Origin of the sequence: Mesorhizobium sp. ES1-6 (assembly GCF_020164775.1) — a bacterium.
Lineage (GTDB): Bacteria > Pseudomonadota > Alphaproteobacteria > Rhizobiales > Rhizobiaceae > Mesorhizobium.
Map to the genome: position 1 here is coordinate 88,002 of NZ_JAIUGU010000014.1, position 13,617 is coordinate 101,618.

Annotated in this window: 13 protein-coding genes; all 13 read right to left on the reverse strand. The window is 63.6% G+C overall.

Translation table 11 applies throughout. The features are described from left to right. Positions 1–21 precede the first annotated feature (21 nt). Positions 22–336 (reverse strand): MocE family 2Fe-2S type ferredoxin, encoded by a 315-nt coding sequence (locus tag LB564_RS26775; protein ID WP_224542206.1) that lies wholly within the window; start codon positions 334–336, stop codon positions 22–24. Positions 337–364: 28 nt separating this feature from the next. Next, the gene (locus tag LB564_RS26780; protein ID WP_263491647.1) at positions 365–1,513 is read right to left on the reverse strand and encodes a fatty acid desaturase family protein; all 1,149 of its coding nucleotides are present in this window, start codon (positions 1,511–1,513) and stop codon (positions 365–367) included. Positions 1,514–1,529: 16 nt separating this feature from the next. Beyond that, positions 1,530–2,711 carry an aldose 1-epimerase family protein gene (locus LB564_RS26785; protein WP_224542211.1) on the reverse strand — a complete coding sequence of 394 codons (1,182 nt, stop codon included), beginning with the start codon at positions 2,709–2,711 and terminating at the stop codon, positions 1,530–1,532. Between the two features lie 10 nt (positions 2,712–2,721). Beyond that, positions 2,722–3,504 carry an ATP-binding cassette domain-containing protein gene (locus LB564_RS26790; RefSeq protein WP_224542301.1) on the reverse strand — a complete coding sequence of 261 codons (783 nt, stop codon included), beginning with the start codon at positions 3,502–3,504 and terminating at the stop codon, positions 2,722–2,724. 2 nt (positions 3,505–3,506) lie between these two features. Further along, positions 3,507–4,511: an ABC transporter permease gene (locus LB564_RS26795; RefSeq protein WP_224542212.1), complete on the reverse strand. Its 1,005-nt coding sequence runs from the start codon at positions 4,509–4,511 to the stop codon at positions 3,507–3,509. A 58-nt stretch (positions 4,512–4,569) separates the two neighbouring features. Next, the gene (locus tag LB564_RS26800; protein WP_224542214.1) at positions 4,570–5,514 is read right to left on the reverse strand and encodes a substrate-binding domain-containing protein; all 945 of its coding nucleotides are present in this window, start codon (positions 5,512–5,514) and stop codon (positions 4,570–4,572) included. 56 nt (positions 5,515–5,570) lie between these two features. Further along, a complete protein-coding gene (locus LB564_RS26805; protein WP_140702061.1) occupies positions 5,571–6,485 on the reverse strand; it encodes a sugar phosphate isomerase/epimerase family protein in 915 nt (304 codons plus the stop codon). A gap of 55 nt (positions 6,486–6,540) precedes the next feature. After that, complete coding sequence (locus LB564_RS26810) at positions 6,541–7,626, reverse strand: Gfo/Idh/MocA family protein (RefSeq protein ID WP_224542216.1); 1,086 nt, start codon at positions 7,624–7,626, stop codon at positions 6,541–6,543. Positions 7,627–7,661: 35 nt separating this feature from the next. Then, a complete protein-coding gene (locus tag LB564_RS26815) occupies positions 7,662–8,738 on the reverse strand; it encodes an ABC transporter ATP-binding protein (protein ID WP_224542218.1) in 1,077 nt (358 codons plus the stop codon). Between the two features lie 3 nt (positions 8,739–8,741). Beyond that, a complete protein-coding gene (locus LB564_RS26820) occupies positions 8,742–9,833 on the reverse strand; it encodes an ABC transporter ATP-binding protein (protein ID WP_224542221.1) in 1,092 nt (363 codons plus the stop codon). Next, positions 9,830–10,789, reverse strand: a complete 960-nt coding sequence (locus LB564_RS26825; RefSeq protein WP_224542222.1) for a carbohydrate ABC transporter permease — start codon at positions 10,787–10,789, stop codon at positions 9,830–9,832. Before LB564_RS26825 ends, LB564_RS26820 begins: the two co-directional genes overlap by 4 nt. Continuing rightward, positions 10,786–11,646 carry a carbohydrate ABC transporter permease gene (locus tag LB564_RS26830; RefSeq protein ID WP_015317068.1) on the reverse strand — a complete coding sequence of 287 codons (861 nt, stop codon included), beginning with the start codon at positions 11,644–11,646 and terminating at the stop codon, positions 10,786–10,788. Before LB564_RS26830 ends, LB564_RS26825 begins: the two co-directional genes overlap by 4 nt. Positions 11,647–11,828: 182 nt before the next feature. Then, a complete protein-coding gene (locus tag LB564_RS26835) occupies positions 11,829–13,442 on the reverse strand; it encodes an extracellular solute-binding protein (protein WP_224542225.1) in 1,614 nt (537 codons plus the stop codon). Positions 13,443–13,617: the final 175 nt, after the last annotated feature.

A 13,617-nucleotide genomic window follows, 5' to 3' on the forward strand; every position in this document is an offset into this window, starting at 1 on the left:
CTGGTTGTGGATGGCGGCTCTTCAGCCGATCTCGATCATCACCTTGCCAGCCTCGATCCGGACTGGATAGGTCTTGAGGTTGACGCAGACCGGCGCGCCCTTGGCCTGCCCGGTCTTGTAGTTGAAGCGGCCATTGTGCTTGGGGCATTCGATGATGTCGTCCATGACCAGCCCGTCGGCCAGATGCGCCTTTTCATGCGTGCAGAAACCGTCGGTGGCGAAGAACTCGTCATCCGGCGAGCGATAGATCGCGAAGGTCCGCCCATCATGGTCGAAGCGGATGACATCCTCTTCCTCGACATCGCCCACGGCGCACGCTTCAACCCAATCGGCCATCTCAATCTCCTGCGGACATTACCGATCGCTATTCGGCCGCCGCCGACATATCGACCTCGTGGAATTCGCCGCGATAGGGCCTGGCCGTCGGCGGCAGTTCGCGCTTGAGGTAATAATCCTCGTATTTTAGCTGCCTTAGCAGCACCGGCCAGACCTCGCGATAGGCATGCCACATCGACGGATTCGGCTCCGGCAGATCGTGCTTGATCAGCTCGTGCAGCCTGGGCAGCGCGTGATAGGGCACCATCGGGAACATGTGGTGCTCCACATGGTAGTTCATGTTCCAGTAAATGAACCGGCTGATCGGGTTCATGTAGACGGTGCGCGTGTTGAGCCGGTGGTCGACGACATTGTCGGCCAGGCCGATATGCTGCAGCAGGCCGGTCGTCACCATGTGCCAGGTGCCGTAGAGGCGCGGCAGGCCGATCAGCACCAGCGGTATCCACGACCGCAACGCGATCGCGAGAGCGATCGTCGCGACATAGATGGCGACATGCCAGCGGGCCGCGACGACCGCCTTATGTAGTTCCATCTCGGGGATATAGCTCTTCTCTTCGTCCGACAGCGTGCCAAAGGCCTGGCGCGCCAGCGTCGGCAGCGAATAACGGAAGTCGAGAATGCCGGTGAAGGCCAGTCCCGCCTTCAACAGGTCCGGCGGCCGCATGACGGCGATCTCGGCGTCGCGGCCGACGATGATGGTGTCGGTGTGGTGGCGGGCATGGCTCCAGCGCCATTGCACGGGATTGCGCATCAGCATGAAGGAGGCGATGTGGTAGACGACATCGTTCATCCAGCGCGTGCGGAACGCAGTACCATGGCCGCATTCGTGCCAGCGCGAGTCGCTCGACGAGCCGTAGAGCACGCCATAGACCAGCAGGAACGGCACCACCCACCAAGTGCCCCAGAACCAGACGATGCCGGCGGCCGAACCCAGGATCGCGACAATCCAGATCACCGTATCGCGGATCGCCGGCCCGTCGGAACGCTGCATCAGTTCCTTCATCGCCTTGCGCGGCACATCGGTGTGATACCACTCGGCCGAAGCAAGCCCGGTCTCGATCGCCGCCCTGGTGCTCTCGCCGACAAGGCTGTAGTCGCGCTTTTTTGCCGTCGTCACATTGACCTCCAGTCCCTGCGCAGCGCTGGCAATCCGGTCCGCCGGCCGGAGGGCTTGCATTGGATAAATGTCGCGCTCATGTCCTGCCGGCCAGTCTTGGAAAATTTCCGGAAGGCCGAGGATAATCCTGCTCGGGCTGTCGGGCGATAGCCGAGACCCTGGCTTCGGCCGCTGCGATCTCACCGGCGCCGTCGAGGACGCTGAACACCGCGTCATAGGCCCGGCTTTCGCCATGCTCCAGCCAGATCATCTCGCCGCGCTCGCGGGCGGCGAGATCGCCCAGTACATGGTGGGTCGAAGGCTCGATCCCCAGCGCGTACTGCCCGGCCTGGAAATTCTGCCACTGATAGGCGCACGGCAACTGGTCCTTGCGCGTCACCAGCTCGAGACCGAGCCCGATGCGGTCGTTGACGACGGCCACCGGCACCTCGCCATTGGCATCGGCGGCCATCTCATGCTGCCAGACCTGCTCGCTGAAGCCCGCCTGCGGCGCAGGCGCCGTGCGGTAGCCGACCTTCTGCGCCGCGTAGCGCGCGCCGGCATGGCCCGCCCAGACGACATCGCGGATCGGCGCCAGATAGCGTGAGCCCTCATCCAGCAGGGGATGGCTGACATTGACATGGTAAAAATACATGTGTGGCGTGCGGTTGAAGCCGTGATTGACGACACGGTCGGAAAGCCGGATCTCGTTGCCGCCGACGTCGGCCTCGATGCGGCGGATGAGATGCAGGTCCTCTGCGAACACCGCCGACTGCTGGACGAGGCCTTCGGCCCATAGCACGCAACGGTCGCCGTCCCAGCGCTCGCCATAGCCCGTGAGCCGCGCCGGGATGGTGCCGACGCGGCCATGCAGCGAGTGGAGCACCGACTTCTTGCCCGGATAGTTATAGTTCTCGGCCGGGACTTCTTCCCGCCCCAGAATATGGTCGAGGCCGCAGGTGACCAGCAGCCCCGAGAAGGACCGCGCCCAGGCCAGCCCGCTCTCCCCTTCATAGTCATGCAGGCCGGGGTTGCGAAAACCGCTCGGCGAATGCCAGCCGATCGCCTGGCCCTTGAAGTCGCAATCGGCGATGTCCAGCGCCCGGTCGACCAGCGCGGTGAAGCGCAGGCCCGAGCCGGTGCGGAATTCGAGCATGCGAATGCCGCGCTCCACGCCGTCGCCGAGCGTCATCAGCCGCACGCCGGCGAATTGCGACAGCTGGCCCGACCGCTCGGCCACCTGCCGGCGCGACAGCGTCTTGCCGTAGAGCTCTACCATGCGACGCCCTTCACTTTGTCCTCGCCTCCTTGAGCAAGGCCGACATGTCGGCGCCGGTGATGATGCTTTCCACGGTCAACAGGTCGGTATCGGCGACCGTCTGTTCGGCGACGATTTCGCCGCGCCGCATGACGATGATGCGGTCGGCGACCTGGAACACGTGGTGTATGTTGTGGGTGATGAGCAGCACCGAATGGCCGGCATCGCGCACCTCCTTGACGAAGCGCAGCACGCCATGGGTTTCCTCGACGCCGAGATTGTTGGTCGGTTCGTCGAGGATGATGACCTTGGCGGCGAACTGCATGGCGCGCGAGATGGCGATCGACTGCCGCTCGCCGCCCGAAAGTGTGCTGACCAGCGCGTCGGCGTCGAGCTTTTTCGAGATGCCGACGCGCTTCAGCAGCGCCGAGGCGGCCTTGCGCAGCTTGGCGAGGTCGAGCGGCGCGAACACGCCGAGCCAGCCGAAATTGACCGGCTCGCGACCGAGAAAAAGATTGCGCGCGATGCTGAGGTCGGGCGCCAGCGAGGTGTCCTGGTGGATGGTCTCGATGCCGAGGTCCATCGCATCCCTGGTCGAGCGGATCGAGACCTTCTCGCCGCGCACATAGATGGCGCCGCGATCGACGGGGAAGACACCCGAGATCGCCTTGATCAGCGTCGATTTGCCGGCGCCATTGTCGCCGAGCAGCGCCACCACCTCGCCTTCCCGCAGTGTCAGTGAGGCGTTCTTCAGCGCCCGCACGCTGCCGAAGGATTTTTGTAGGTTCTGCAGCCGAAGGACTTCTTGCATAATCGTCAGCCCCTTGCGGCGTTCTTCTGCAGCAAAGCGTGCAGGATGAGCATGGCGAGGATGATGAGGCCGACGAAGATGTTGTAGGCGAGCCCCGGCACGCCGATCAGCACGATGCCGTTGCGGATGGCGCGCAGCATCAGCGCGCCGACGATCGTGCCGAGGATGGTGCCGCGTCCACCGGTCAGCGCCGTGCCGCCGACCACCACCATGGCGATCACCTCCAGCTCGTAGCCTGTGCCGGCCACCGGCGAGGCGGCGGAGATACGGAAGGCGCTGATCATGCCGGCTAGGCCGGCCAGCACGGAGGTCGCGATGAACAGCCAGATCTTGACGCTATCGGCCGGCACGCCGCGCGCCACCGCCGCGTTGCGATTGGAACCGATGGCGCTGATCCAGTTGCCGAGCTTCGCGTAGCGCAGGATGTAGATGGCAAACAGCGAAAGGCCGATGAACCACCACAGCGAGGTGTAGAAGCGGAACGAACCTATGTTGAAGCTGCCCGCCAGCAGTGTCACGAAAAATCCAGGCTGGTCCCAGGATTTCAGCGGAAACCCCTGCGTGATGTAAAGCGCCGCGCCACGAACGACGAGCAGCATCGACAGTGTCACCAGGAAGGACGAGATGCCGATCTTGGTGACGATCAGCCCGTTGATCGCGCCGATCGCGATGCACAGCACAAGCCCGGCCAGCAGCGCCACGCCGATATCCACACCGCCATTCTGCACCAGCAGCATCACCACCACCGGCGCCAGTCCAAACACCGCGCCGACGGAAAGGTCGAATTCGCCCGCCGTCAAAAGCAATGTCATGCCGAGCGCGATGATGCCGAGCTCGGGCAGGAACGCCATCATGTTGGAGATGTTGAGCGGCGACAGGAAATTGGCGTCGGCGACAGCAAACACCGCCAGCAAAACGATGAGGATGACGAAGGAGGAGAATTGCGGCGAGCGCAACAGGCGGGACCTGCCTCTCGCCCCCGGCGCGTCGTCTTCTGCGGCAATTGTCATGACTGCTTGGACCATGCTTGAAAAGACGCCCGCCGCTTTCGGCGGGCGCCGGTTTTTCTCACTTCTTGTCGTAGAGCTTCAGGATCGGGTCGACGCTGGAGGCGTCGTAGAGACCGAACGTGTGGATGTCGTAGCCGATCGGTTCGCCGGAGGCCGCAAGCCCGAGCAGCGCCACCGGCATGAAGCCCTGCGCCGACGGGTACTGCCAGGCGGCTGCGTTGACGAAGCCATCCTTGACGGCTTGCGCCGTCTCCTTGGAATTGCCCCAGCCGACAACGGGGATCTTGCCCGCCGGCACGCCGGCGCCGTCGAAGACGCGCTTGACGCTGGCCGCCACGGAATCGCCGAGCGCGATGATCGCCGGCGGATTGTTGGCGACCATGTAGTCGGTCATCTTGGCGATGATGCCGGCCGGATCGGTGCCGCAATCGACCACGTCATATTTGATGTCAAGCGGATCGAAAACGCTGGCAATGCCTTCGGTCTCGAGCTGCTGGTAGCTGGCGCCGGGCACCTCGACCGGCAGGAACACCTTGTCGCCCTGCTTCACCATCTTGTGGTCGACGAGGTATTTCGCCCAGATGGCGCCCGCTTCCTTGAGATCGGCCCCGACATAGGCCTGGCGCCCTGTCGCCGGATCGTCGGTGTTGAAGAACACGATCGGGATGCCGGCCGCCTTGGCCGCCTTGACCTCCTCCGTCCACAGGCCCGGCTGTGCCGAGGTGGTGGCGATACCGTCGGGCTTGGCGGCAAGCGCCGAGTTGAAGGCTTCCTTCTGTGCCGCCATGTCGCCGCCGCTGAAGGAGATCTTGCAGGTCACCTTGAGCTGGTCGCAGGCCTTGGTCGCGCCGGCATTCCAGTCGATCCAGAACGCATCCGACGGGCCGCCATGCGACAAGAGATAAAAGGTCTTCTGGCCGTCCTGCGCCTGCGCAGCCGTGCCAAGGACGACGCCGGCGAGCACTGTCGCCGCGGCAGCCAGTTTCCAAGTGAATTTCAACATTCTTTCCTCCCTTGTTTGAAGCCGCGCCGCCATGCACCGGGCGGCGCGGCCAGCGGTCACAGGCCGTTGGCGCGGAACTTCCCGTCGAGGAATGTCTTGGCGCGCGGCACGTCGTCCTCCGACAGATGCTCAATGATCACCGGGATGTTCGGATGCTTTTCGGCGAGACGCTGCAGATAGAGGTCGTAGTTCAGCGAACCGAGGCCAGGCGCCGGCAGCTCGATCTCGCCAACGCCGCGGAAGGTGTGGCTTTCCATCGCGTCGGCGTCGCCGATATCGGCATGCTTCTCCGACTTGTCGTCGCCCGAGCGCTTGACGTCCTTGGCGTGCGCTATTCTGATCTTGTCGGTCAGCGTGTCGAACACCTGGTTCAGGATCTGGTCCATCCGGTCGATATTGTGGGTCTCGAAGTAGTTGGTCGGATCCATCAGCAGGCCGAGGCCGGGATGGTCGACCTGCGCGAACATCCTGACCGTCTCCTCGACCGAGCCGACGACGTTGTTGACATAGGTTTCGAGCAGGAAGACCGAGCCGTGGTCGTAGGCCGTCTGGGCGAGGTCGGCGATCACCTTGCGGCATTCCTCGAACCCTTCCTCGGTCTTGTTCTTGGGGTGATGCACCCAGTCCGATTCGGTGTTGTAGGTGCCGGTTTCCGAGATCACGTAAGGCGAGCCGAAATGACGGGCGTTGCGGATGATCTCCTTGAGATAGCCGACGCGCTTGTCGCGCTCGGCTTTGTCGGGATGAATGATATTGGTGTAGCCCGACACGCAGCAGACCGGCAGGTTGTGGTCGCGGAAGACGTCGCGCACGGTCTTGGCCTTGTCCTTGGTGATCTGGCCGGCCGAAAGGTCGACATCCCTGAAATGCAGGTCGAGCTGCACCGTGTTGAAACCGAGCCCGCGGATCTTCTTCGCCGTCTCTTCGAGGCCGTACGGGAAATAGCCCGTGAAAATACCTGCCTGCATCATGATGTGAATTCCTCCCAGTAAGCGATTCAGTTGTCTGGTGTTTCGGTTGCGATGATCAGATAGCGATTTCGGAAAGCTTGACGGTGCGGCCCGATGCCATCGAGCGGTAGCCCGCTTCCACCAGCGCCATGGTCTTGACGTTGTCGGCGACGGTGAGCGCCGGCGGCGTGCCGGTGTTCACCGCATGCTGCAACTGCTCCATCACCCCGATGAAGGCATGCGGGAACCACATCGTCTCCCAACTCGGGCTGACCCACTCGCCGCCGGTCGTCTCCGCCGAGGCGTAAGTCAGTGTCGAGGCGGCACCCGTCGGCCAGCCGATCGTGCCCTTGGCGACGCCCTTGGTGCCGTCGACACGCCAGTTGATGTGCTGGTCGTCGCGATAGCCCTCCTGGCGCGGACCGGACCAGACGTCCTCCAGCGACAGGGCGAGCACACCGGAGGGGAAACGCAGTGTCGAGACGGTGATGCCGTCGGAATGGTGGAATGTGGTGCGCGGATCCTTGCGCGTCAGCGTCGTGATCTCGTCGGGATCGCCGAACAGGAAGCGCAGCACGTCGAGGTGATGCACGCTCATATTGGCGAGCGTCAGCCGGTCGTAGCTCTGAAGGAAAGTCTGCCAATGCGGGATGGCATGCATGTCGATCTGCGCGAAGACGATATCGCCCAGCGCGCCGCTGTCGATGATCTGCTTCAACACGCGCATCGACTGGTCGTAGCGCATGTTCTGGTTGACCGAGAGGATCTTGCCGGCCTTCGCCGCCTCGTCGCGCAGCTTGACCGCTTCCTCGACCGACAGCGCCAGGGGTTTCTGGGCCAGGATCCCCTTGATGTGCTTTTGCTTCAATGCATGCCGGATCAGCGCCGGCTGTTGGTCAGGCGGAAAAGCAAGGTCGATGATCTCGACATTTGCGTCTTCGATCAGCTGTTCGGGCGTGTCGTGGACGGTCGGAATGCTCCAACGGTCGGCGACCTTTTGCGCATTCGCCTTTGTGCGCGAAGCGATCGCCACCACCGGGAAGCCGGCCTCCTTGTAGGCGGCCAGATGGCACTCGGCCATGATCATGCCGGCGCCGACGCAGCCGATCCTGTATTCCTTCGTGCGGACCTTCACGTCCGGCTCGAAGCCCTTGCCTGTCATGCCTTCCTCCCGAAATTCTGTCCTCGCGGCCGCATTCATCTTGCCAACGCGCCTCCGCCCTGTCCGAAATAATGCACGCGTGCCGGCTCGCAGGATATCGCCACCATCGCGTCGGGCCTGATATGGGGCTGGCCGCGCAGCAGCGCCTTCAGCCGCGCCTGCCCGGCGGCGAGCGTCACCACGGTATAGCCGCCAAGCGGCTCGACCTCGAACACCCGCGCCGGACGGCCCGCCCCCCCGTCCGCCGTCTCGTTGTCGCTCCAGGGGCTGACCTTGATATCCTCCGGCCTCAGCCCGATCTCGACAGCATCAATCGGGGCAGCCCTGTCGGCAACGCGGATCGTGCCTTCAGCGGCTTCGACGCCGCCCTCGCCGCGAACGGATTTGAGGATGTTCATGACAGGCGAACCCAGCAGCCGCGCCACATAGGTGCTGGTTGGACGGTCATAGATCTCGGCCGGCGCACCGATCTGCCTGATCCTGCCACTCTCCAGTATGGCGATGCGGTCGGCGATCGACATCGCCTCTTCCTGATCGTGGGTGACATAGATCAGCGTCTTGCCGAGCTCGCGCTGGATGCGCTTCAGCTCGACGCGTGTCTCCTCGCGCAGGCGCGCGTCGAGCGCCGAGATGGGGTCGTCCATCAGATAGGCATTGGGGTCGCGCACCAGCGCGCGTGCGATCGCCACGCGCTGCCGCTCGCCGCCCGAAAGCTGCGCCGGCGGCTTGTGCAGGATATGACCGATATGCAGCTTGGCCGCGACATCGGCGACGCGCTTCTTGATATCGAATTCGGCGACTTTCCGCTCGACCAGCGGGAAGCGGACATTGTCGAGCGCGCTCATATGCGGGAAGAGCGCCAGGTTCTGGAACACCATCGCCACGTTGCGTTCGGCCGGCGAAACCGTGTTGACCGGCTTGCCGCCGATGAGGATTTCGCCGGAATCAGGCGTTTCCAGCCCGAGCACCAGCCGCAGGATCGTCGATTTGCCCGACAGCGGCGGCCCGAAGAAGCAGAAGAACTCGTTGTCGTTGACCGTGAACGAGGCGTCGTCGACGGCAAGCGTGCCGCCATAGCGTTTCGTGACATTGCGGAAGACGATATCAGCCATGGCTCAACCCGCCCTCATCGCAAGACCGCTGGCGGCGTCGAAGACGCGCACCGATGACGCCGCGGGCGCGACGATTGCGGTTTGCCCGATCGACAAGCCGACATCATTGTCGAACACCGCTTTCACGGCGCCCTCACCCTGGCCGAGATGAACGATGGTGCGCGCGCCGATGCGTTCGACGAAGGTGACAGGCATGGCAAGCCCGCGCCCGTCCTGCGCCAGGGCCACCTGTTCCGGCCGGAAGCCGTAGAGCACCTCGCCGCGCGCACCGCGCAGGCTGGCCGCCAGCTCATCCGGCAATGGCGGCGTGACGCCCAGCGGCCCGAGATCGACGACCAGCCCCCGGTCGCTCTCCGCCGGCCTGCCCTTGAGCAGGTTCATGCCCGGCGCGCCGATGAAGCGGGCGACGAAGACATTGGCCGGGTTGTTGTAGACTTCGAGCGGCATGCCGACCTGCTGCAGCACGCCATGGTCCATGACCGCGATGCGGTCGGCCATGGTCATGGCTTCGAGCTGGTCGTGGGTGACGTAGACCATGGTCTGCCTGAACTGGCGCTGCAGCTGTTTCAGCTCCGTGCGCATGACCGCCCGGAAGGCCGCGTCGACATTGGACAGCGGCTCGTCGAGCAGGAAGATCGCCGGCTCCATGATCGCCGAGCGCCCTATCGCCACGCGTTGCAGGATGTTGACCGACAGCCTGTCCGCCTTGCGGTCGAGCAGCGGCGTCAGTTGCAACAGCTCGGCGATGGCGCCGACGCGGCGGTCGATCTCGGCCTTGGCGGCGCCCCGCATCCTCGGCCCATAGGCGAGGTTCTGGCGAACCGTCATATGGGTGAAGATCGCATAGTTCTGGAACACGAAGCCGACGCCGCGCCGGCCCATCGGCACCCCGGCCATGTCGCGCTCGCCGAACAGGATCTTGCCGCCGGTCGGCTCCTCCATGCCGGCGATCATGTTCATGGTCGTCGACTTGCCGCAGCCCGAAGGCCCGAGAAGCGCCATGAACTCGCCGTCCGATATGTCGAGGTCCATGGTCTTCAGTGCAGTGAAGTCGCCGAATGTCTTGGTGAGGTGCTTGAGTTGGATCGTGCTCATGCCGGCACCTGCCTTGCCCGCGCCATGCGCTTCATGGCGAACACGGCAACGATGGAGAGCACCACCAGAATGGCCAGCGCGATCGCCGCGACATAGCCCCAGATCAGGTCCTGGGTGGTGACCTTGTAGATGTAGACGGAGATGGTTTCGGTGGCGACGCCGGGCCCGCCGCCGGTCATGATGTAGAGCGTGTCGAAGATCTTGAAGTTCTCGATCACCCGGATCGCCAGCGCGATGATGATGATGGTCTTCATCTTCGGCAGCACGATGGTGGTAAAGCGCTGCCAGGGATTGGCGCCGAGTAGCGTCGCCGCCTTGATCTGGTCCTGCGGCACGCCAACCAGGCCGGCCAGCAGGATGAGGAACATCAACGGTGTCCACTGCCAGATATCGGCGATCATCACCGCCATCAGCGCCAGCGTCGGGTCCGACAGCCAGGCGATGGTGACCTGCGTGCCCGTGATTGCGGACAGGATGTCGTTCACCGGGCCGCCCGACTGGAACAGCATGAAGAACATGTAGCCGGCCACCGCCGGCACCACCATCATCGGCATCAGCAGGATCGAATAGAAGATGCGCTTGCCGGGAAAATCGTCGGCGAAAAGCGTTGCCAGTGCGAGACCCAGCAGGAACTCCGCCGGCACGCAGACGACCATGACGATGACGGTGCGCTTCAGCGCGCTCCAGAAGCGGCCGTCGGCGGCGAGATCGGTATAGTTGGCAAAGCTGTTCCACATCTCCCAGGCGTTCCACCAGCCGAGGCCCGAAAGCGGCGACCAGTCGGTGACGCTGATGTAGAGCTGCATCAGCAGCGGAAAGGCGGAGATGAACAGGACGAGGATCTGCGCCGGCAAGGTCAGCCGAAAGCCGAGCCGCGCCCCCTCGTCGCGCGGGGTCGGTTTCGCACGCGCGGCGCCCATTTCGTCCTCCGAAACAGCCACGGTCACAGCGCTCATTGCTTGAGCGCCCCAAAGGTCAGCCCGCGCACCAGATGGCGCTGGATGGCAATGCCCATGATGACCGGCGGCACGGCGGCGATCAGCCCGAGTGCTGCCTTGGCGCCATAGAGCTGGCCGGTCATCGACGACGACAGCGAGGCCATGTAGACCGGAATGGTGACCCATTCGCGCGTCGTCAGAAGCAGCGCGATCAGATAATCCGACCAGTTGAGGATGAAGACGAAGAGGGCAGCACTTGCGAGCGGCGCGCGCATCATCGGCAGCGTGATGCGGGTGAAGACACGCAGCCGCGAACAGCCCTCGACCAGAGCGGCTTCCTCGATCTCGCGCGGCATGTCGTCGAAGAAGGTCTTCATCAGCCAGAAGGCGAACGGCAAGGTGACGATGCCATAGATCAGCGCCAGGCCCCACCAGCTGTCGGTGAAGTTGAGGAAGGCCCACATGATCATAACGGGGATCATGACGGCCATCGGCGGGAACAGCCTGAGCTGGATCAGCGCCAGCGGCAGGTTCTGTCCCGAGCCGAAGCGCGACAGGCCGTAAGCGGCGGCCGTGCCGGCCGACATGGCGATCGCGGTGCCGAACACGGCCGACAGCAGCGACGACAGGATCGGCTTCAGCGCGGTGCGGTCGAGCGCCACGATCAGATTGTTGGTCGACTCGCCGAACACGAACTGGAAATTGCTGAGCGTCGGGTTCTTCGGCCACCATGTCAGGTCCGCGCCCGTCGCCGACCATTCGGCGATCGGCTTGAAGGCCATCGACACCATCCACAGGATCGGCACCAGCGTCACCGCCATCGCCGCGAGGATCGCGGCGTAGCGGAATATCTCGAAGGGGACGGAACGCTTCATCTGGCTGCTTTTGCTGGTGGCGTTAGATCAAGATGACATTTCGTTGAATCGTCATCCTGATCTAACTCTTTGTTGGAGCATGATCTTTCCCGAAAACCGGGTCCCACTTTTCGGGATCATGCTCTATTGCGGAGGGGAAGAGCTTTCGCCCCTCCCCTCCGGCCCTGATCCAGGGAGACGGATCAGCTGATCGGATCGAGGACGGTCGGCCAGGCCTCCTTGTTGGTCCTGATGGCTTCGAGCAATTTGTCCTCGCCGATGCGCCGGGCGATCTTCTTCCACTCGGCCTCGGTGTCGGCCATCGCCTGCTCCGATGTCTTGGCCTTGGTCAGCGAGGCCATGAGGTTTTCGTCCAGCGCGTTGTGGAAGGCGGTGGCGCCGGGATAGTTGATGGTCGGCACCGTGCGGGCGACCGTCTCGCGCACGACGTCCATGTGGTAGGCATGGTAGGTCTGGCGCACCAGCGGATCGGAGAAATCCGAAAGCCGGAACGGATCGAGATAGCCGCCCGGGTTGGCGCTCATCCAGGCGTAGATGCGCGCCGAGCCCAGCCATTGCAGCAGGAGATAGGCCACCTCCTGGTTTTTCGACTGCGACGAGACCATGCCGGTCAGCGAGAACCACAGCACCGAGCGGCTGATCAACTTGCCGTCGATCTCACGGCCGGGTGGCAGCATGGTGCCGATCTTGCCGGTGACCTTGGAGTCCTTGTTGCCGGCATTGTCGAGGAATTTCGGCAGATTGGAGAAGGCGCAGGTCATCGCAGCACCCCCCTTGGCGAAATTGCCATACTGCTCAGGCCAGCCCCACGAGATCGCGTCCGGCGAATGATGGGCGAGCGATTCGACATATTCGTTGGTGGCGGCGATGCCGTGCTCGGAATTGATCAGCGGCTTGCCGTCATCGCCGAACAGGAACTGGTTGGGCGAGGCCATCGAGACATAGCGCTGATACCAGTTGGTATAGCCCCAGCCCTGGTTGCGCAGGTCGGTCGAGCCGAACAGGCCCTTGTCGGGACGCTGGAAGAAGGCCGCGACATCGCCGTGCTGCTTCCAGGTTTTCGGCGGCGCCAGATCGTAGCCGTATTTGTCCTTGAAAGCCTTCTTCTCGACCTCGTCGCCGAACAGGTCTGTGCGGTAGACCCAGGTCTGGAAGTCGCCGTCCAGCGACACGCCATAGTTCGAGCCGCGATATTTGTTGAGCAGCGACACGCCCTTGGCGCCGTCGACATAGCCGGTCTTGGGATCGTCCCATTCGGGTTTGTACTGGGCGACGAAATCGTCGAGCTTGGCGATGCCGCCGGTCTCGGCGAGATCGCCAAGGCGGTTCCACTCGGTCGAATAGATGTCATAGGCTCCACCCTTGGTGGAGATGTCCTGCATCGTCTTGGTGAATTCCTGGCCGTTCGGCAGGCCGACGATCTCGATCGGGATGCCTGTCTCCTTTTCCCACAGCTCCTTGATCGACGGCGCACCGGCCGGAAAAGGCTGGGTGAGCTGGCCGATCGAACCGTCCGACAGACCGAGCACGATCTTGGCCGGCGCCTTGCCGGCGCCCTTCAGCGCCTTGGCGGCCTCGACGGCGCGGCCTTCCGGCGTGTCGGGGCCGTATTGATAACGCTCGGCGCCGTCGAAGCCGGTCGGCCCGCCGATCATGCCGGGCGCCAGTGCGTCGGCGGCATAAGCGCGGCCGGGACGAATGAATTGTGGCGCGATACCTGTCGCGGCGACGAACACCGCGGCCTTTCCTCCGGACGCCAGCAGCCGGCGCCGCGAGATGCGGATCAGATCAGACATGGAATTCCTCCCTCAGGGCCAACGTTTCCTCCACCGGCCCATGAGGGATATTGACGGCAGTATCGGAAGGCTGTCAACATCATAAATAATCAAAACACCTCATAAGATCGCAGCAGGGCGGGAAAATGCGTCATATCAGGGTTCATAGAACACTCCAGCTGCCTCGATTTGATGG

What these genes read in the sequence shown, in the direction of transcription:
- LB564_RS26815 (WP_224542218.1), bottom strand. Translation starts at nt 8,738, where the DNA reads ATGGCTGATATCGTCTTCCGCAATGTCACGAAACGCTATGGCGGCACG.
- LB564_RS26825 (WP_224542222.1), bottom strand. Translation starts at nt 10,789, where the DNA reads ATGAGCGCTGTGACCGTGGCTGTTTCGGAGGACGAAATGGGCGCCGCG.
- LB564_RS26830 (WP_015317068.1), bottom strand. Translation starts at nt 11,646, where the DNA reads ATGAAGCGTTCCGTCCCCTTCGAGATATTCCGCTACGCCGCGATCCTC.
- LB564_RS26835 (WP_224542225.1), bottom strand. Translation starts at nt 13,442, where the DNA reads ATGTCTGATCTGATCCGCATCTCGCGGCGCCGGCTGCTGGCGTCCGGA.
- LB564_RS26780 (WP_263491647.1), bottom strand. Translation starts at nt 1,513, where the DNA reads ATGCAAGCCCTCCGGCCGGCGGACCGGATTGCCAGCGCTGCGCAGGGA.
- LB564_RS26795 (WP_224542212.1), bottom strand. Translation starts at nt 4,511, where the DNA reads ATGACAATTGCCGCAGAAGACGACGCGCCGGGGGCGAGAGGCAGGTCC.
- LB564_RS26820 (WP_224542221.1), bottom strand. Translation starts at nt 9,833, where the DNA reads ATGAGCACGATCCAACTCAAGCACCTCACCAAGACATTCGGCGACTTC.
- LB564_RS26775 (WP_224542206.1), bottom strand. Translation starts at nt 336, where the DNA reads ATGGCCGATTGGGTTGAAGCGTGCGCCGTGGGCGATGTCGAGGAAGAG.
- LB564_RS26785 (WP_224542211.1), bottom strand. Translation starts at nt 2,711, where the DNA reads ATGGTAGAGCTCTACGGCAAGACGCTGTCGCGCCGGCAGGTGGCCGAG.
- LB564_RS26810 (WP_224542216.1), bottom strand. Translation starts at nt 7,626, where the DNA reads ATGACAGGCAAGGGCTTCGAGCCGGACGTGAAGGTCCGCACGAAGGAA.
- LB564_RS26805 (WP_140702061.1), bottom strand. Translation starts at nt 6,485, where the DNA reads ATGATGCAGGCAGGTATTTTCACGGGCTATTTCCCGTACGGCCTCGAA.
- LB564_RS26800 (WP_224542214.1), bottom strand. Translation starts at nt 5,514, where the DNA reads ATGTTGAAATTCACTTGGAAACTGGCTGCCGCGGCGACAGTGCTCGCC.